The organism is Pelagimonas sp. (genome assembly GCF_058892305.1).
The window spans coordinates 14,506-31,641 of the sequence record NZ_JBZXVN010000029.1 but is presented as its reverse complement, the minus strand read 5'-3'; the positions used below and the strand labels follow the sequence as shown (position 1 = coordinate 31,641).

At 57.1% G+C, this 17,136-nt stretch carries 13 protein-coding genes; 7 read left to right on the top strand and 6 right to left on the bottom strand.

Translation table 11 applies throughout. The annotated features are described in order from the left end of the window. Positions 1–216: 216 nt before the first annotated feature. The 5 genes from AC5EFR_RS11705 (at position 217) to AC5EFR_RS11685 (ending at position 5,944) form a co-directional block, all read left to right on the top strand. Complete coding sequence (locus AC5EFR_RS11705) at positions 217–1,479, top strand: imelysin family protein (RefSeq protein ID WP_493575990.1); 1,263 nt, start codon at positions 217–219, stop codon at positions 1,477–1,479. 78 nt (positions 1,480–1,557) lie between these two features. After that, the gene (locus AC5EFR_RS11700) at positions 1,558–3,108 is read left to right on the top strand and encodes a di-heme oxidoreductase family protein (RefSeq protein ID WP_493576076.1); all 1,551 of its coding nucleotides are present in this window, start codon (positions 1,558–1,560) and stop codon (positions 3,106–3,108) included. Then, on the top strand, positions 3,108–4,136 hold the full coding sequence (locus AC5EFR_RS11695; RefSeq protein ID WP_493575989.1) for an imelysin family protein: 1,029 nt from the start codon (positions 3,108–3,110) through the stop codon (positions 4,134–4,136). Before AC5EFR_RS11700 ends, AC5EFR_RS11695 begins: the two co-directional genes overlap by 1 nt. A gap of 1 nt (position 4,137) precedes the next feature. Further along, positions 4,138–5,208 (top strand): DUF1513 domain-containing protein, encoded by a 1,071-nt coding sequence (locus tag AC5EFR_RS11690; protein WP_493575988.1) that lies wholly within the window; start codon positions 4,138–4,140, stop codon positions 5,206–5,208. Between the two features lie 199 nt (positions 5,209–5,407). Next, positions 5,408–5,944 (top strand): hypothetical protein, encoded by a 537-nt coding sequence (locus AC5EFR_RS11685; RefSeq protein ID WP_493575987.1) that lies wholly within the window; start codon positions 5,408–5,410, stop codon positions 5,942–5,944. Here AC5EFR_RS11685 and AC5EFR_RS11680 read toward each other — a convergent pair. From AC5EFR_RS11680 to AC5EFR_RS11665, 4 genes are all read right to left on the bottom strand, one after another. Then, positions 5,936–6,637, bottom strand: coding sequence for a DUF1045 domain-containing protein (locus AC5EFR_RS11680; protein WP_493575986.1), 702 nt, complete (start codon positions 6,635–6,637; stop codon positions 5,936–5,938). The two genes, AC5EFR_RS11685 and AC5EFR_RS11680, sit on opposite strands and share 9 nt — an antisense overlap. Before the next feature lie 77 nt (positions 6,638–6,714). Further along, positions 6,715–7,059 (bottom strand): hypothetical protein, encoded by a 345-nt coding sequence (locus AC5EFR_RS11675; RefSeq protein WP_493575985.1) that lies wholly within the window; start codon positions 7,057–7,059, stop codon positions 6,715–6,717. Between the two features lie 164 nt (positions 7,060–7,223). Continuing rightward, positions 7,224–8,141, bottom strand: coding sequence for a pca operon transcription factor PcaQ (gene pcaQ, locus AC5EFR_RS11670; protein WP_493575984.1), 918 nt, complete (start codon positions 8,139–8,141; stop codon positions 7,224–7,226). A 77-nt stretch (positions 8,142–8,218) separates the two neighbouring features. After that, positions 8,219–9,109 (bottom strand): hydrogen peroxide-inducible genes activator, encoded by an 891-nt coding sequence (locus tag AC5EFR_RS11665; protein ID WP_493575983.1) that lies wholly within the window; start codon positions 9,107–9,109, stop codon positions 8,219–8,221. A gap of 106 nt (positions 9,110–9,215) precedes the next feature. On the opposite strand from AC5EFR_RS11665, the gene katG reads away from it, so the two are divergent. Both katG and gltS read left to right on the top strand, forming a co-directional pair. After that, complete coding sequence (katG, locus tag AC5EFR_RS11660) at positions 9,216–11,393, top strand: catalase/peroxidase HPI (protein WP_493575982.1); 2,178 nt, start codon at positions 9,216–9,218, stop codon at positions 11,391–11,393. Between the two features lie 118 nt (positions 11,394–11,511). Next, positions 11,512–12,723, top strand: coding sequence for a sodium/glutamate symporter (gltS, locus tag AC5EFR_RS11655; RefSeq protein ID WP_493575981.1), 1,212 nt, complete (start codon positions 11,512–11,514; stop codon positions 12,721–12,723). 61 nt (positions 12,724–12,784) lie between these two features. Here the strand turns inward: gltS and AC5EFR_RS11650 are convergent, their stop codons facing one another. Both AC5EFR_RS11650 and AC5EFR_RS11645 read right to left on the bottom strand, forming a co-directional pair. After that, the gene (locus AC5EFR_RS11650; protein ID WP_493575980.1) at positions 12,785–15,835 is read right to left on the bottom strand and encodes an efflux RND transporter permease subunit; all 3,051 of its coding nucleotides are present in this window, start codon (positions 15,833–15,835) and stop codon (positions 12,785–12,787) included. 4 nt (positions 15,836–15,839) lie between these two features. Further along, entirely contained in the window at positions 15,840–17,084 is a 1,245-nt protein-coding gene (locus AC5EFR_RS11645) for an efflux RND transporter periplasmic adaptor subunit (RefSeq protein ID WP_493575979.1), read from the bottom strand. Positions 17,085–17,136 lie beyond the last annotated feature (52 nt).

The following is a 17,136-nucleotide window of genomic DNA, read 5'->3' as shown; positions in this document are numbered from 1 at the left end:
AAAACCGAATCGGGGGCGTGCAGCGGTGTTGCACGCCCCTTTTTTGTTAACCGGATTTTCATCAATAGAAGGGTGTTTTAATTCCGATTAAAATACTCGGGTTGACATATTTGACTAAATCACTCAGGTTGCCGCTCAACAGGTCAAGCCACCGAAAATCGGGGGTTTGGCTGATGCAGATCAGACATTCTCAGATTTTCCAGGGACGGACATCTTATGAACAACGCGCGTATCGCAACCACTGTTTTGGCGGGCCTTTTGGGCACCGCAGCGATTGCAGACACCAAGGCCGATGTTTTGGTCAACTATGCCAATATCGCCGAAGCCAAATATGCCGATAGCCTCAGCACCGCGCAGGCGCTTCAGGCGGCTGTTGCGACCCTGATCGCCGAGCCAACAGACGCAAATCTGGCCGCCGCCAAAGAGGCTTGGTTGGCATCGCGCGCGCCTTATCAGCAGACCGAAGTTTATCGTTTCGGCAATGCCATCGTCGACGATTGGGAAGGCAAGGTAAACGCGTGGCCGCTCGACGAGGGTTTGATTGACTATGTCGATGCCTCCTATGGTGGCCCGACCGATGACAACGAGTTGGCGGTTCTGAACATCATCGCAAACCCAACGTTTAGCATCGCGGGCACCGAGGTTGATGCCTCGACCATCACGCCTGAATTGTTGGCCGAGACATTGCACGAAGCTGATGGCGTTGAGGCCAATGTGGCGACCGGCTACCACGCCATCGAATTCCTGCTTTGGGGTCAGGACCTGAACGGTCACGGGGCCGGGGCGGGCGCACGTCCGGCAACGGATTATGCATCGGGTGACGATTGCACCGGTGGCCATTGTGACCGTCGTGGTCAGTATTTGCAGGCCGCAACCGATTTGTTGGTGTCCGATTTGGAATGGATGGTTGCTCAATGGGCCGAGGGTGGCGCGGCGCGCGGCGAGGTTTTGGCCGATGAAGGCCGCGGGATTGTGACCATCCTGACGGGCATGGGGTCGCTTTCCTATGGTGAGCAAGCCGGTGAGCGCATGCGCCTTGGCCTGATGCTTAATGATCCAGAAGAAGAGCATGATTGTTTTTCCGACAACACCCACAACAGCCATTTCTACGATGGTCAAGGCATCCAAAACGTCTATCTCGGTAGCTACACGCGGGTAGATGGCACCAAGATTTCGGGCGCATCTTTGTCGTCTTTGGTGGCCGCGGCGGATGCCGATCTGGACAAGGAATTGACCGGCAAGCTTGCGGTCACCATGGCCGCGCTTGGCGATCTCAAGGCCGCCGCCGATGGCGGGTTTGCCTATGACCAGATGCTCGAAGCGGGCAATGAAAAGGGCGAAGCCTTGATCATGGGCGGTGTCAACGGTCTGGTTGATCAAACCAAATCCATCGAACGGGCCGTGACCGTTCTTGGCCTTGACAACATCGCCTTTGAAGGCTCGGACAGCCTTGATGATCCGGATGCTGTTTTTGAATAAATAACACCGGTGCCGGGGGGGGGACCCCCGGCAACTCCCATTTAGCACAGCGCCAAAATGGATATTGGAATGAAGTCGATGACAGGTATCCCCGATGTTTTCCCGCGCACCCTTGCTGCGGGTCTTTTTGTTTTTGCGACAAGCGCTCAAGTGGCTGGAGAGCCTGCTGGTGATGGGGGTGTTTTGGCGCGTGACCCACATTTGGCGGTGGTTGCGCGCAGTGAGAGCGAGGCCAAACGCATAGCAGCGGTGACGGCACTTGCCTCTGATTTCAGTCAGGCCGAGAGGTTTGAAGAGCGCAGCGCAGGTAAGGCGACGGCGCGGGTTAGGCGCAATCGCGATGCGTTTTCGCAACCTTCGGCCAATATGGCATTTGATCGCCAGATGGATTTCCGTTTGGGCGATGCTTTGTTTGAAAAAATCTGGGTTTCCTCGCCGTCCTCGACCAAGGCCTCCGATGGGTTGGGGCCGTTTTACAATGCGCGCGCGTGCCAGAGGTGCCATGTCAAAGATGGGCGCGGTCATCCACCCGAAGACAATGATGACAACGCGATTTCGATGTTTTTGCGTGTGTCGGTTCCCGGGGGCGAGGCACCCGCGATTGAAGGCTATCACGCCACGCAGCCGCATCCGAACTACGGCGGACAATTGCAGGATGCGACCGTGGGCGGGTTGATGGCGGAATACCGTCTTGAGATCCATTATGAAGAGATCGTGGCCTTTCTGGCCGATGACACGGTGACCCTGCGCAAGCCAACCTATGTTGCGGCCGATCCGGGATATGGTGCCTTTGGTGAGGAGGCGATGTTTAGCCCGCGCGTGGCCCCACAGATGATTGGGCTAGGCTTGTTAGAGGCGATTCCGGCGGCGGATATTCTTGACCTAGCCGATCCCGGTGACGCGGATGGCGACGGGATTTCGGGGCGGCCCAATGTGGTGTGGTCGCGCGAGTTTGATCAACCGATGTTGGGGCGATTTGGCCTCAAGGCCGGGATGCCCACGGTTCACGAACAATCGGCGGCGGCGTTTTCGGGTGATATCGGAATTTCCACACCGCTGTTTCCGGCCGAAAGCGGCGACTGCACCGTCGCACAATCTGAGTGCCGCAATGCCCCGCATGGCGAGGATGCGGAAAGGGACGGGTTTGAAGTTGATCAGACCGGCATGGATTTGGTCACGTTTTACAGTCGCAACCTCGCCGTTCCGGCGCGGCGGAATGTGAATGACCCAGAGGTGTTGCGCGGCAAAGAGATGTTTTACGCGGCGGGGTGCCCGGTCTGTCACCACCCGAAATTTGTCACCCATCGCCTTGAGGATCGCCCCGAGCAGAGTTTTCAGCTTATCTGGCCCTATACGGATATGCTTTTGCACGACATGGGCGACGGTTTGGCGGATAACCGACCCGAAGCGGTGGCCAATGGGCGCGAATGGCGCACGCCGCCGCTTTGGGGGATCGGGTTGACCAAACAAGTCAGTGGACATAGCTATTTTCTACATGACGGGCGGGCGCGGAGCCTGTTAGAGGCTGTCTTGTGGCATGGCGGAGAAGGTCAGGCCGCGCGCGACGCTTTTGCCGAGATGCCTAGCCCGGACCGCGCCGCGCTAATCGCTTTTCTGGAGAGCCTGTGATGAACCGCATCCTTCCTTTTGTTTTGACTGCTGTTCTGGGGGCGCACCCGGTGTGGGCCGATGGGCCGGGGCCAGAGGTGGTGACGCCTTTGATCGCGCAATCGGTGAGCGAACATATCCTGCCGAGAACCCAAGCCTTTGCCCAATCCGCCACCGCGTTGGCCGAGACGGCACAGGATGATTGCACCACTGCGCAGGCGGGGTTAGAGGCCGGATTTCATCAGGCCATGGATGATTGGACCGCGATCAGCCATCTGCGATTTGGACCTACCGAACACGATGACCGGGCCTTTGCGCTGGCGTTTTGGCCCGATGGGCGTGGCAAAACCCCCAAGGTGTTGACCGGGCTGTTGCAATCGGATGCCGATTTGAGCGAAGCGGCATTTCGCGAGGTGTCAATCGCCGGTCGCGGACTTTATGCCATGGAGTTTTTGCTTTTTGACCAAACGGTTATGGATGCCGGAACGGACGCGCGACGGTGCGCGGTGATTGCTGCCGTTGCCACGGATATCGCCGCCAATGCCCAAGCTATCGCGGCGGATTGGCAGGAAGATTTCGGGGATGAGCTTACCAATCCGGGCGCGGGGCGGGTGTATCATACCCCGGCCGAATCCGTTCAGGAGTTGTTCAAAGCGGCAACAACGGGGTTGCAGTTCACCATCGACACGCGGCTTGGCCGCCCTTTGGGAACCTTTGATCGTCCACGCCCGAAACGGTCCGAACTGCGGCGCTCGGAGCGGTCCTTGCGACAGGTCGAGATGTCGGTTGAGGGCACGCAGGAGTTGGCGATGATCTTGGCGCAGGTGAACCCGGCGCTGCGCACACGGATCGGGGCCGCCTATGATCAGGTGCAAGTTTTGATCGACGCGCTGAACGACCCGGTTTTTGCGAGTGTGAGCGACATTCAAGGGCGCTTGCGCGTTGAAATCTTGCAAATCCAAATCGCGGAAACTCGGGATTTGATGTTGGCCGAACTTGGGCCTGCCCTTGGGGTGGGGACCGGGTTTAACGCGCTCGACGGGGATTGATATGACCAGCCGGCGCGGATTTTTGGCCGGTCTGGTCTCGGCCAGTGTGTTACCGGCCCCAAGCTGGGCCGATGTCGGCTCGCCGGGGTTTGTGACCGCCGCAAAAACCTCGTCGGGTGATTTTGTTTTGGTCGGGCTGTCCGATCACTTGGGCGAGCTGTTTCGCTTGCCTTTGCCAAGCCGAGGGCACGCCGCCGCGGCGCATCCTACCCGGCCCGAAGCCGTTGGATTTGCGCGGCGTCCCGGCACCTATGCGCTGGTGATTGATTGCCGAAGCGGAGCGATCAGCGCCCAAATGCAGGCCCCTGAGGGGCGGCATTTTTACGGACATGGGGCATTTAGCGCCGATGGGTCGGTGTTGTTCACATCGGAAAACGATTTTGAGGCCGGACGCGGTGTGATTGGCGTTTGGGATGCGGTGCGCAGCTATCGCCGTATTGGCGAATTTGACTCGGGCGGGGTTGGCCCGCATGAGCTTTCGCTTATGCCGGATGGACAGGCTTTGATTGTCGCCAATGGCGGCATCGACACCCACCCCGATAGTGGCCGGACCAAGCTAAACATTCCGACAATGCGCCCAAATCTAAGCCTGATTGGGCTGGATGGGACGATTTTGGATGTGGCTGAGCCGCCGGTCGCCTTGCGCCGCAATTCCATCCGTCATTTGGATGTCCGCGCCGACGGGCGGGTCGCATTTGGGATGCAATGGCAAAGCGATATGCACACAACCCCACCGCTTGTCGGAACGTATGGGACAGGTCAGGGTCTTGTTATTGCGCCGGAAAACGAGACATGGCGCGACATGCACGCCTATGTCGGAAGCGTCCGTTTTGCCCGAGATGGCACAGATATTGCCGTGACATCGCCGCGCGGTGGTATGGTGGTTGAGTTGGATGCGGATAGTTTGGAACCGGTTGCACGGGTTCTCCGACCCGATGTTTGCGGCGTCGCGTCGCGTGCCGGTTACCTTGTGACAACGACGGGGCAGGGCGGGCTTTTTCGCGATGAAACGCGCATAGGCCAGAGCGATGATCTTGCCTTTGACAACCATCTGGTAGCGATTTCCAGCTAAACCAAAAATCAAACTTGCAATGCCCAATTGTTTTTGTCAGAAATGCATCTGACAGAGCCAGTGCCATGCACCAGCCACTTCGAAACAACGAGCTTTCGGAAAGGCCTGTGTGGCAAGCGAGCATCGCGCAAAATGCGGGGCCACGCCGCCTTTCCGAAAACGAAGGGACGGGCATGTTCACATTTAGGACGAACGACAAATGAGTATTGGAAGATCCCCCAATGGGCGGGGCCAAGCCTATATCCGGGTCAGTGACGCAGGTCTGGACGCGGATGACAGGGATGTTCTCAAGGCGATGCGTTTGGTGTTTCGGACCTTTGCCAATCCGGCAAGTCAGGGATGGACGCAGGGCTTGAGTGTGGTGCGGGCCAGTTTTGCCCATCGCAACGCGGGCGAAGTTTTCCACGGCATTGTTGCGGTCGTTGACGCGCTGCGCAGTGCCCGTCAATCTGGGTTTCACTTTACCAATCCCGATTGCGCCAATTGTTCGCGTTACCTCTGTGATGATGAGCGGCTTTTGATGGGCAGTTTGACCGCCTGTCGTGAAGGGCGCAGAAGTGTGAGCCACGCCAATGCTTTGCTGCTCTGTGAAGGCAATGACACCGGCGCGCTGTTGGAGAGTTTGGGGCAGCTGGCGCGTTTGTTGGCGGTGCAGCCAGACACGTCGGCGCAGTTGAGCGCGGAGAGTTCCAAACCGGGTGGTGCCAAAAAGTCGATGACTTGGCGGTTAAACTGAGCCTTTTGCGCCGTTGTTTTGGCCGGTTAGATCGTAGCGATGCAGGGTTTCAAACTGACCATCGCTGCGCTCTGCGACCAAGGCGATCTGGGTGATCGGATAGGGTTTGGGCAAGGTCGGCAAGCTGCTGTTCAGGGCCTCCTCGGCCAAGCGGGATTGGGGTTTTGACAATTTCCCAGTCAAGGTCAGATGAAATTTGAACTGGTCGAGCACATAGGGATAGCCCCATTTTTGCAAATGGGCGTCTTGTTCTGGCGTGAGACTGGCTTTTCGGCGACGCTCAAGCTCGGCCGGTGTTGACGGGGCGCGAAACCTATCCAAGTCCTGAACAAAGCGTGCGGCGAGATGGGCGAGGTCTGCGGTGTCACCAACGGGGACCAAAGCCCAGAACCGCCCAAGTCTTGCGGGACGAAGCCCGTCAATCTGGACGGCGGGTTGAGAGGCGGCCAAATCCGCGACGGCCTCCTTGAGATCATCCAAACACAGGCCATCAGCAAGGCGAAAGGGTGGTTTCAAAGTGCCATGAAACCCGTATTTGCGCGGTGTTTGAGTGAGGTCGTCAAGGTTGGGGATGTCGAAGTGAGCGACGGAAGTGCCGGTGTCTATATCCCAACCAAGCCAGCGCGCGCCGAAGTCAGCCAGTGGCCCCAATGGCGGCACATAGTAGACTGCAAAACGTGTGTATTCAGACATAGCTGTGTCCCCTTTGGCGTCTCCGCCGGTTATGGCAGAGCCATGTGACAGAAAAATGCCAAGCAACCAAGGGATAGTTAGCCCTCTGGGAGTGTCAGGATGGTGCTTGTGACGCTGTCCTTTGGGCCAATGACACTGCGATAGAAAATCACAAACGGGCGGCTTTCGTCTTGGCTCAGGGTGAGCGAATAGGGGGCCTGCGTCACCACCATTGCGCAGATATTGCCGCCCGTGTTGGTTAGGGCCAGATGCACCGCCTGAGCGTTCTCTGGGACAACTTGCCCAGCCGGAGCCCCGGCGTGCAGGCCAGAGGTGCGCCAACAGCTATTGGTCAACAGTTCGGACCCTGACAGGGTAATGTGACCGTTCTCAGCCGACAATGTCGGCGGGGTTTGAGCCGTTGCCAAGGAGGCGCTTATCATCAGGAGGAGCCCTAAGGCGAGACTTAGGGCGCATCGACTTGGGGCGCATCGACGCGGAAGGGGGAGGTCGCAGACCGGCATGGGTGTCTCCTTTGAGTCTTGGGGCAAAGCCAAAGTCCCCAAACGGTTTCAAGTGCTTTTGCCCCCCGTCGGAAATGTCCCGACTAGGGGCTGATGTGTTGGTTTTCCAATACGTTGCGCATGGCGAGACGGAACAATTGTGCGACCGGTGTGTCGGTTGCCTCGGGACGGGCCATGAGCCCAACCGGCCCTTGGGTTAGGCTTGTGTCAAAGGGCAGTTTCACGAGAAGGCCATCGGCCATTTCACGGGCAACAACGCCGCTGGAAATGATCCAAACTGCGTCGGTATTGCGGGTATACACCCGGCCAAAGGCCCCGGAGACGGTTTCGATCCGGTCGGGAAAATCGCCAACACCATGGGCAATCAGAAACCGTTCCACCAAAGGGCGGATCGCCGACCCGACGGGCGGGAAAAGCACCTGCCAATCGCCAAGACGCTGTAGATCGGGGGCCTTGGCCAAGGGGTGGCCAGCGCGCACAACAAATTCGACATGTTCGGTGTAAAGCTGGGTAAAGCTTATGCCTTGCATGGTGTCAGGGGCCCCCAAACGACCGATGACAAGGTCAAGGTCACCAAGGCGCAGGCGGTCGACCAAATAGTGATGCGGCCCGTCCACCATCGAAAGGGTCGCGCGGGGGGCAAGTTTGCTAAACTCTTCGACGACCGAGGGCATGAGCGAGGCGGCGACACTAGGAAGGCTGCCGACGCGGATCTGTTGGGTGGCGTCTTTGCCGATCTGTTCGATGCCCTGAAGCCCTTGTTGCAGACTGGCCAAGGACATTTGGGCGAAATGCAAGAACACCTCGCCCTGTTGGGTGAGCGAAATGCCAGAGCGATTGCGCAGCATCAAGGGGGTGTCCAAGATGTCCTCAAGCTCTTTGAGGGTTTTGGAAATGGCCGGCTGGGTGAGGAACAGCTTTTCCGCGGCGCGTCTCAAACTTCCCTCACGGGCAATTTCGACAAAGCTTTGGATATGCCTGATCTTGATGCGACGGTCCATTTGGATACCTGTTTCGGCAAGAGTTTGGGTAAACCTATCAGTTTTCTTGCCGAGATGGGTCGCTATTGCAAGGGCCGTTAGGGGCGCGTGGCGGTTTGGATCAGAGCGGCCATGGTTTCGAAATGGGAGGTAAGCGGGCTATTTTTACGCCAGATCATCCCGATGGTGCGGCTCGGCTGTGGGTCTTGAAAATGGGCGACCGAAACCTTGGCCGATTGGGTTTCCGAGGCAATGGCCATTTGCGGGATCAACGTCACCCCAAACCCGGCATCCACCATCCGCACCAAGGTCGATAGCGTGGTCCCATCAAGCGTTTTGGCGCGGGCGGTGGCGGGAATATGGCAAAAAGACAGGGCCTGATCGCGAAAACAATGACCCTCTTCGAGCAGCAACAACCGCATTTTTTGCAAATCAGACGGGTCAGGCACAGGGTTTCCGGCCTCGGCCATCGGGCGCACCAGAACAAAGTTTTCCTCGAAAAGCGGATGTTCGGATAGCCATGGTTCTGAGATCGGCAAGGCAAGAATGGCGGTGTCAATCACCCCATCCGAAAGCTCTTGGATCAGGGTTGGGGTCATTGTTTCGCGGATATGAATATCGGCCTGTGGGTAGGCCGCAGTCAGATCGGTTAGGATGGACGGAAGCAAATAGGGCGCGATTGTCGGGATGATCCCAATCCGCAAGCGCCCTTGCAATTGGGTTTGGGCAGCGCGGGCGAGGTTTTCAAGATCATCCACCGATTTGAGGATGTCGCGCGCACGATCCAACAATTCGGCCCCCAAATGGGTCAAATGCACCCGGCGCGGTTCCCGTTCGAACAGCGGGCCGCCAAGGCGATGCTCTAGCTCTTTGATTTGCACCGAGAGCGCGGGCTGAGAAATGGCGCAAGCATCCGCCGCCTGACCAAAATGGCCGTGATGGGCGAGGGCCTGAAAATAGCGGAGTTGTTTCAAGGTGATGTGACTCATAGCTTTTAGTTATCGACTCGATGTGAAATTGCAATTTCTTTTTATTGAACTTCCGATCTAGGCTCCTTTCATAGCCACAGGAATACACCTGCCAAGGAGAGATCAAATGGACGGAAACAGCGTCGGAAAATGCCCGGTTGCCCATGGTGCAACCAATGCCAGCATGCGCTCAAACAAGGATTGGTGGCCCAATCAGCTTAACCTGCGCATCCTGAACCAGAATACCAACAAATCCGATCCGATGGATGCGGATTTTGACTATGCCGAGGCGTTTAAGGCGCTTGATCTCGATGCTCTCAAGGCCGATCTTGTGGCGTTGATGACCGATAGTCAGGACTGGTGGCCAGCCGATTACGGCCACTACGGCGGCTTGTTTATCCGCATGGCGTGGCACAGTGCCGGCACCTATCGCACCGCCGATGGGCGCGGTGGGGCCGGAACCGGGCAACAGCGGTTTGCGCCGCTGAATTCATGGCCTGACAACGGCAATCTGGACAAGGCGCGCCGTCTGCTTTGGCCGATCAAACAGAAATACGGCAATGCGATTTCCTGGGCGGATTTGATGATTTTGGCGGGCAACTGCGCGATCGAAAGCATGGGGGGCACGACCTTTGGCTTTGCAGGCGGTCGCGCCGATGTGTGGGAACCCGAAGAAGATGTCTATTGGGGCGCTGAGACCGAATGGCTGGCCGGTGATGACAACCCTAACAGCCGGTATTCCGGCGAGCGTGATCTCGAAAACCCATTGGCGGCGGTGCAAATGGGCCTCATCTATGTGAACCCAGAAGGGCCGGACGGTCAGCCTGACATCTTGGCGTCAGGTCGTGATATTCGCGAGACATTTGCGCGCATGGCGATGAATGACGAAGAAACCGTGGCGCTTGTGGCCGGTGGCCATACCTTTGGCAAGGCGCATGGGGCCGGTGATCCGGCTTTGGTCGGGCCCGAGCCAGAGGCCGCGGGGATTGAGGAAATGGGCCTTGGCTGGCGCAATGCGCATGGCAGCGGCAAGGGGGGTGATACCACCACCAGCGGCATCGAAGGCGCGTGGACGGCGAACCCAACCCAATGGGATAACGGCTACTTTGACTTGCTGTTTGGCTATGATTGGAACCTAACCAAAAGCCCGGCTGGCGCGTGGATTTGGGAGCCGGTTGGCGTTCCAGAGGAACACATGGCCCCGGCGGCGCATGATGCCAGCCAGAAGGTCAAAACCATGATGACCACCGCCGACATGGCGATGCGTATGGACCCGATCTATGGCCCGATTTCACGCCGTTTCCATGAGAATCCCGAAGAATTCGCCGATGCCTTTGCCCGCGCGTGGTTCAAATTGACCCATCGTGATATGGGGCCGCGTGCGCGTTACCTTGGCAAAGAGGCCCCGAGCGAGGAGCTGATCTGGCAAGATCCGGTACCTGCGTCGCAGACGGATCTGAGCGATGCGGATGTTGCGGCACTTAAGGCGGCGGTTCTTGAGGCGGGTTTGTCGGTGGCTGATTTGGTCAAAACCGCGTGGGCCTCGGCTTCGACTTATCGTGGGTCGGATATGCGCGGCGGGGCCAATGGCGCGCGTGTTCGTCTTGAGCCGATGAACCGCTGGGAGGCCAATGAGCCAGAAGAACTTGCACGGGTTTTGGACGTTTTGGAAAGCGTGCAGGCCGGATTTGGCAAGCCGGTTTCCTTGGCAGATCTGATTGTGATTGGCGGCGCGGCAGGTGTCGAACAGGCCGCCAATGCGGCAGGGCATGATGTGCGTGTTCCGGTGACGCTTGGGCGCGGTGATGCCAGCCAAGAGCAAACCGATGTGGACAGCGTGGCCATGTTGGAACCGGCGGCGGATGGGTTCCGCAACTACCAACGCCAAGCCTATAGCATTTCCCCCGAAGAACTGTTGATCGACAAGGCGCAGCTCTTGACCCTGACAGCGCCGGAAATGACGGTTTTGGTCGGTGGGCTGCGGGTTCTGGGGGCCAATCATGGCAATAGCGCCCATGGTGTCCTGACCGATCGGGTTGGTGCCTTGAGCACTGACTTCTTCGTCAACCTTCTGGATATGGGCACCAATTGGTCCGATGCTGGTGAAGGCGTCTATGAAGGCAAATCCACAGCGGGCGACTTGCGTTGGACGGCGACACGGGTTGACCTTGTGTTTGGCTCAAATTCGCAACTGCGGGCATTGTCCGAGGTTTATGCTCAGGCGGATAATCAAGGCAAATTTGTTACCGATTTTGTCGCGGCTTGGACCAAGGTTATGGACGCGGATCGTTTCGATCTAAGCTAAGCCAAAAGGCAACAAGAAACTGAAAACCGGCGCTTGACCCTAGGCGCCGGTTTTACGTTTGGGTGGCGGCCCGATCCCAAGCGTGGCACTCTATGTGCAACCTGCGTAGGAGACCAAAATGGGTGTGATCGAAGTTCCGGCGTTTGTCGCCGTTACCATTGGGATTGTGGTGTTTTTCCTTGGGGCGTTCCTAACCCGAAGCGTTGCTTTCTTACGCGATTTCAACATCCCGGAACCGGTGTCGGGTGGCATCGCCGTGGCGCTTGGCAGCTGGGCGATCTACGCCTTTGCCGGGCGGGAATTGGTCTTTGATCTGGCGGTGCGTGATTATCTGTTGGTGGCGTTTTTCGCCACCATTGGATTGAATGCACGCTTTGCCGATCTGTTGCGTGGCGGGCGGTTGTTGGTTTTGCTGTTGGGGTTGACCATTGGGTTTATGGTCTTGCAAAATCTGGTCGGCTTGATCGGCGTGACCCTGTTTGATTTACCGCGCCCCGTGTCGGTTTTGCTTGGCTCGGCCTCGTTGATTGGCGGACATGGCACCGCCATCGCTTGGGGCCCACAGATCGAAACCATGACTGGGTTTGAAGCCGCCGAAGAGATGGGAATCGCCGCCGCGACGCTGGGTCTTGTTCTGGCGGCACTGATCGGTGGACCCATTGCCAAACGGTTGATCGACAAAAACGATCTACATGGTCGCGATGATGCGGACCCGATTGTTGGTTTGGAATTCGACGAAGAGGATGACGATACCCTCGAAGAGGTCACCCATATCGGATTGATGCGCGCCATGCTTGGGGTGCATGTGGCTATCTTTTTTGGGTTTATTGCCCATATCTTCATCCAAGAGGCGGGCGTGCAATTGCCGCTTTTTGTGCCCTGCCTTTTGGTCGGGATACTCATGTCGAACACCATCCCCTATCTGATGCCCAACCTCACTTGGCCAGCAGGCAGCCGCGCCTTGGCGGTGGTGTCTGATTTCTGCCTGTCGGTGTTCCTTGCCATGTCGTTGATGAGCATGCAGCTTTGGACTTTGGCCGAGCTGGGGGGGCCAGTGGCGGGGGTTTTGGCGATGCAAGTGGCAATGACCGTCGTTTTTATCCTGTTGGTGGTCTTCGTATCCATCGGTCGCACTTACCAAGCGGCGGTGCTTAGCGCCGGGTTCGCCGGTTTTGCGCTTGGCGCGACACCAACCGCTATCGCCAATATGTCATCGGTCACCAAACGCTACGGCGCGGCTCCGTTGGCCTTTATCATTTTGCCGTTGGTCTCGGCGTTTTTCGTCGATTTGGCCAATGCCTTTATGATCCAGTATTTTGTTAGCCTATAGCGCAAAACGCCCCGCAATCCGGTTGGACAACGGGGCGTTTTGTTTCGGTCGATGGGGTGGGTTAACCGGTCGCGACCTCATCGTTGCGGACCTTGAAGAACACCGCATAAAGCGTCGGCACCACGATCAGGGTGAGGATGGTCGCAAAGCTAAGACCGAAGATGATCACAACCGCAAGGGATTGAAAAAACGGATCCCAGATCAGCGGGACAACCCCCAACACCGTTGTCAAAACCCCAAGCGACACGGGTCGCACGCGGCTAACCGAGGCGTCGATGATCGCTTGTTTGCGCGCCTTGCCATCGGCGATTTGACTGTCGGTTTCGTCAATCAGAACAATGGCATTTTTGATTAACATTCCGGTCAGAGACAGGATGCCCAAGATGGCCATGAATTCGAGTGGCGTTTGCGTTGCGGCAAGGCCCCAGATAACCCCGATGAGCGCCAAAGGCACCGTGAGCCAGATGATCAACGGCTGGCGGATGGCGTTGAACAGGAACAGAACCACAAGGATCATCGCGCCAAACCCCAAGGGCATGGTCGACGCGAGGCCGGCGTTGGCTTCGGTGCTGTTGCCAAACTCGCCTTTCCAAACCATCGAATAGCCGGGGGGAAGGGGGATAGCCTCGACCGGGCCGCGTACCTGTTCAAACAAATCCCCCGAGAGAACATCCGGCGCATTGTCGGCCTGTGCGGTGATTGCCAATTGACGGTCAATCTTGCGCAGATTTCCGGCCTCAAAGACCAGTTCAAAATCATCGACAACCTGAGTGATCGGGATATAGCCGCCGATGGCTTGGCTATAAATCTGCACCTCGTTTAGCATCGAGATGTCGTTCCGGTCGGCTTCAAACGGGCGCATGGTTATGTTCACCAGCTTGTCGCTTTCGCGGTAGACGCCAATGTTGGTACCGTTGAAATGTGAATAGATCGCGCTGGAGATTTCCCCTTGGGTCAGACTGAGGCGGCGGGCGTTTTCGGTGTTGATGACGGGGCGAATGACCTGAACCTGTTCACGCCAGTCATCCTTGATGGCCACAGCACCAGCATCCGTAAAGATAACCTTGGCTTGGGCTGCCAGATCGCGCAAAACCGCGGCTTCGGGACCAAAGAACCGGGTTTCGATCTTGGACCCGCCGCCGGGGCCAAGCACAAAGCGCCATACCTTGGCATTGGCATCGGGATACGCCGTGTCGATCCAATCCTGCAAAGGGCCGCGTAACGGGTCGATTTGTTTGAAGTCTTCGACATCAACAAGGATCTGCCCATAGCCGGGATTGCTGTCGGCGCTTTCATAGATCAGCATAAAGCGCGTGTGGCCACTGCCAACCATCAGGTTGGTGCTTGTCACCCCTTCAAGCCCTTGAACATGAGCTTCAATTTCTAACAAGTCGCTTTGGGTTTGCGAAATGTCGCTGCCTTCCGGGAGGGTGTAGTCGATCACAAACTGTGCCCGTGTCGAAGAGGGAAAGAAGCCGGGAGGCACGAGGCTAAAGCTTGCCAAGGCCGACGCAAACATGGCCACGACGATGGCAATTGTGACGTAGCGAACCTTGATCGCCTTGGCCAATACACCGCGATACCAACGCAGGACCGCGTTTTCTTTTTCTTCTACAGCAGCCTCGGAAGGTTTCAAAAGCAAAGTGCAGAAATAGGGAGTCAGCCAGATTGCAATCAGCCAGGAAAACAACAAGGCGATGGAAATGGTCCAAAACAGGCTACCGGCATATTCACCGGTATTGTCCGGTGAAAATCCGACGGGTGAAAAGGCGAGAAAGCCGACAACCGTCCCGCCCAAAAGCGGCCATTTGGTTTGATTGACCACCGCAATTGAGGCGTCGCGGGCGTTTTCACCGCGCTGCACGCGGACCAGCGTTCCTTCGACCACCACAATGGCATTGTCGACCAACATCCCAAGCGCAATGATCAGCGCGCCAAGCGAAATGCGCTGCATATCCAAGCCATACAGGTACATGCCAAACAAGGTTCCGGCGACGGTGACCAACAAAATGCCGCCCATCAAGATGCCCGAGCGCAGCCCCATGAACAAAAGCAGGGTGCCAACAACAATGACAAGCGCCACAACAACGTTCATGACAAAGTCATTGACCGACGCTTTGACGGTGTCCGATTGATCGGAAATCGCAAGGACTTCAATGCCGATGGGGCGGTTTTTTATCAGGGCATCCATGCGGGCTTTGACCGCCTCACCCATGTTGACAACATTGCCGCCGATGGTGTTTGAAATACCGATCCCAACCGCCGGGCGACCGTCGCGAAACAGCAAAGATTTCGCCGGATCAACTAGCCCGCGCGAAACGCTGGCGATATCTTTGAGGCGGAACGACGAGCCGGTTTGCGCATTTGTGATGACCAGATTGCCAATTGCATCTACGGAATCAATTGCGGTTTCGGGGCGGATGGTGATGCGACGAGACCCGGCCTTGATCGACCCGGCAGGGGCAACAAGGTTTTGTCCCTCAAGCACTTGTCCAATGGCATTGGGAGACAGTCCCAATTCGACAAGGCGCGCCGGGGCGAATTCAACATAAATCACTTCATCCTGAACGCCGTTCAGGACAACCTTGGACACGCCTTTGACTGTGACCAACTCGCGCTGCAATTCCTCGGCATAGGCTTGCAGGTCGGGCATTGTGTACCCTTCGCCGAGAACGGCAAAATAGAGCGCATAAACATCGCCGAAATCGTCATAGACCTGCGTTTCAAGCGCATTGGGCGGCAATTGGCCCTGAACGTCATCAATTTTGGCCCGCATTTGGGCAAAGCGTTGATAAAGCGCCGCGTAATCGGGGATGGACTGAATGGTAAATTCAACGGTGACATTGCTAAGACCGGGAGAGGAGACCGAGCGGACCTCTTTGACGCCCTGCAATTGTTGCAAAGCATCCTCGATGATTTCGGTGACTTCATCGGTGACTTCTTCGGCGCTGGCACCGGGATAAGGCGTGATGATTTGCGCCTGACGAATGATAAATTCGGGGTCTTCAAAGCGCGGTAGATTGGAATAGGCAAAATAGCCCGCCAGCAAAATCAACAGCGTACAAATCGCCGAAATCAGGCGTTTTTCAATCGCAAAACGTGCGAGATCCATATTCTTAGCCCCCAGTCTTTGTGATGGGGCGGATACTCATCCCGTCCTGCAATTTGTTCAAACCTGCGGTGACGATGATCTCACCTTCGTCAAGACCAGAGCTGATTTCAACCATGTCACCGCTCGCCCGACCTAGGGTGACGTCTCGTTTGGAAACGGTTTTGGCATCCGGGTCCATCACCCAAACAAAGGCCGAACCATCGGGCATCGCGGCAACAGAGGTGACGGGAGCCTTGATGATCAGGCTGTCGTCGCCTTGAAGGACAACGTCAATCTGACCGACCATGCCGGGAAGAATAAGCAAATCTTTGGGCACCTCAACAGCGACGCGGGCGCGGTAGGTTTGGGTGGCGGCATCCGCCTGGGTTGAAAACTCAACAAGATCAGCATCAAGAACCGGACCGGGCAGGTTGTCAAAGGTGACTTTCAACACCGGGTCACCGTGTTTGGAATATGCGATGACATCGGCTCCTGGAACATCAAAGGCAAGATTGATGACCGAAAGGGCCTGAAGCAAAACCACGTTTTGACCGGCCTGCACATTGGAAAAGTTATCAATTTCACGCCGTGCAATAATTCCATCAAAAGGCGCGGTAAGCGTTGCATCGTCAAGATTGCTTGTCGCAGTCGACAACTGAGATTCGAGACCGCGCAAGGCGGCTTCGGCGGCATCAATGTCCTCAGCGCGGCCACCAGATTGACCAATCAACAGTTGCTCTTGCTGAGCGCGCAGGTCGGCTTCGGCGACCCGTAAGGTGGCTTCGTCCTGATCCAGTTTCGCTTTGGCGGCAATGCCCTTTTCAGCCAACTGCCGGGTTCGCTCGGCCTGGTCGCGCGCTTGATCTACTTGAGCCTGTGCAGCCGAAACAGCGGCCTCGAGGGCGGCAATTTCTTCGTCTCGTGCACCTGTGCGCAGGGCGTCCAGTTGCGCGCGAGCCTGATCGACTTGGCTCTCCAATTGGGCAATATTTGCTTCGAAATCCCGCGGATCAAGCTTGGCAATCATGTCGCCCTTGCTAACCTGGGTTGCGCCGCGAACCGGCAATTCAATCACCCGGCCAGAAACGCGAAACGACAACGCAACCTCTTGGGATGGGAAAACAACGCCGGAATATTGCCGACGAAGTGCCGCTTCGGTTTGCGCGACGGTAAAGACCTTTGCTGGCCGGGCTGTGTCCTGAGCTATGACCGGAGTCGTTCCCATTCCTAAGATCCCAGCCAAAACTGCCGATAATACCAGCGTTTTCATCACGTTTACCCTATCCGTTGAATGCCACGTCAGGGTGGCATGATTCTCAGTC

Coding starts and splice junctions, on each gene's coding strand:
- AC5EFR_RS11705 (WP_493575990.1), top strand. CDS start 217: ATGAACAACGCGCGTATCGCAACCACTGTTTTGGCGGGCCTTTTGGGC.
- AC5EFR_RS11700 (WP_493576076.1), top strand. CDS start 1,558: ATGACAGGTATCCCCGATGTTTTCCCGCGCACCCTTGCTGCGGGTCTT.
- AC5EFR_RS11695 (WP_493575989.1), top strand. CDS start 3,108: ATGAACCGCATCCTTCCTTTTGTTTTGACTGCTGTTCTGGGGGCGCAC.
- AC5EFR_RS11690 (WP_493575988.1), top strand. CDS start 4,138: ATGACCAGCCGGCGCGGATTTTTGGCCGGTCTGGTCTCGGCCAGTGTG.
- AC5EFR_RS11685 (WP_493575987.1), top strand. CDS start 5,408: ATGAGTATTGGAAGATCCCCCAATGGGCGGGGCCAAGCCTATATCCGG.
- AC5EFR_RS11680 (WP_493575986.1), bottom strand. CDS start 6,637: ATGTCTGAATACACACGTTTTGCAGTCTACTATGTGCCGCCATTGGGG.
- AC5EFR_RS11675 (WP_493575985.1), bottom strand. CDS start 7,059: ATGATAAGCGCCTCCTTGGCAACGGCTCAAACCCCGCCGACATTGTCG.
- pcaQ (WP_493575984.1), bottom strand. CDS start 8,141: ATGGACCGTCGCATCAAGATCAGGCATATCCAAAGCTTTGTCGAAATT.
- AC5EFR_RS11665 (WP_493575983.1), bottom strand. CDS start 9,109: ATGAGTCACATCACCTTGAAACAACTCCGCTATTTTCAGGCCCTCGCC.
- katG (WP_493575982.1), top strand. CDS start 9,216: ATGGACGGAAACAGCGTCGGAAAATGCCCGGTTGCCCATGGTGCAACC.
- gltS (WP_493575981.1), top strand. CDS start 11,512: ATGGGTGTGATCGAAGTTCCGGCGTTTGTCGCCGTTACCATTGGGATT.
- AC5EFR_RS11650 (WP_493575980.1), bottom strand. CDS start 15,835: ATGGATCTCGCACGTTTTGCGATTGAAAAACGCCTGATTTCGGCGATT.
- AC5EFR_RS11645 (WP_493575979.1), bottom strand. CDS start 17,084: ATGAAAACGCTGGTATTATCGGCAGTTTTGGCTGGGATCTTAGGAATG.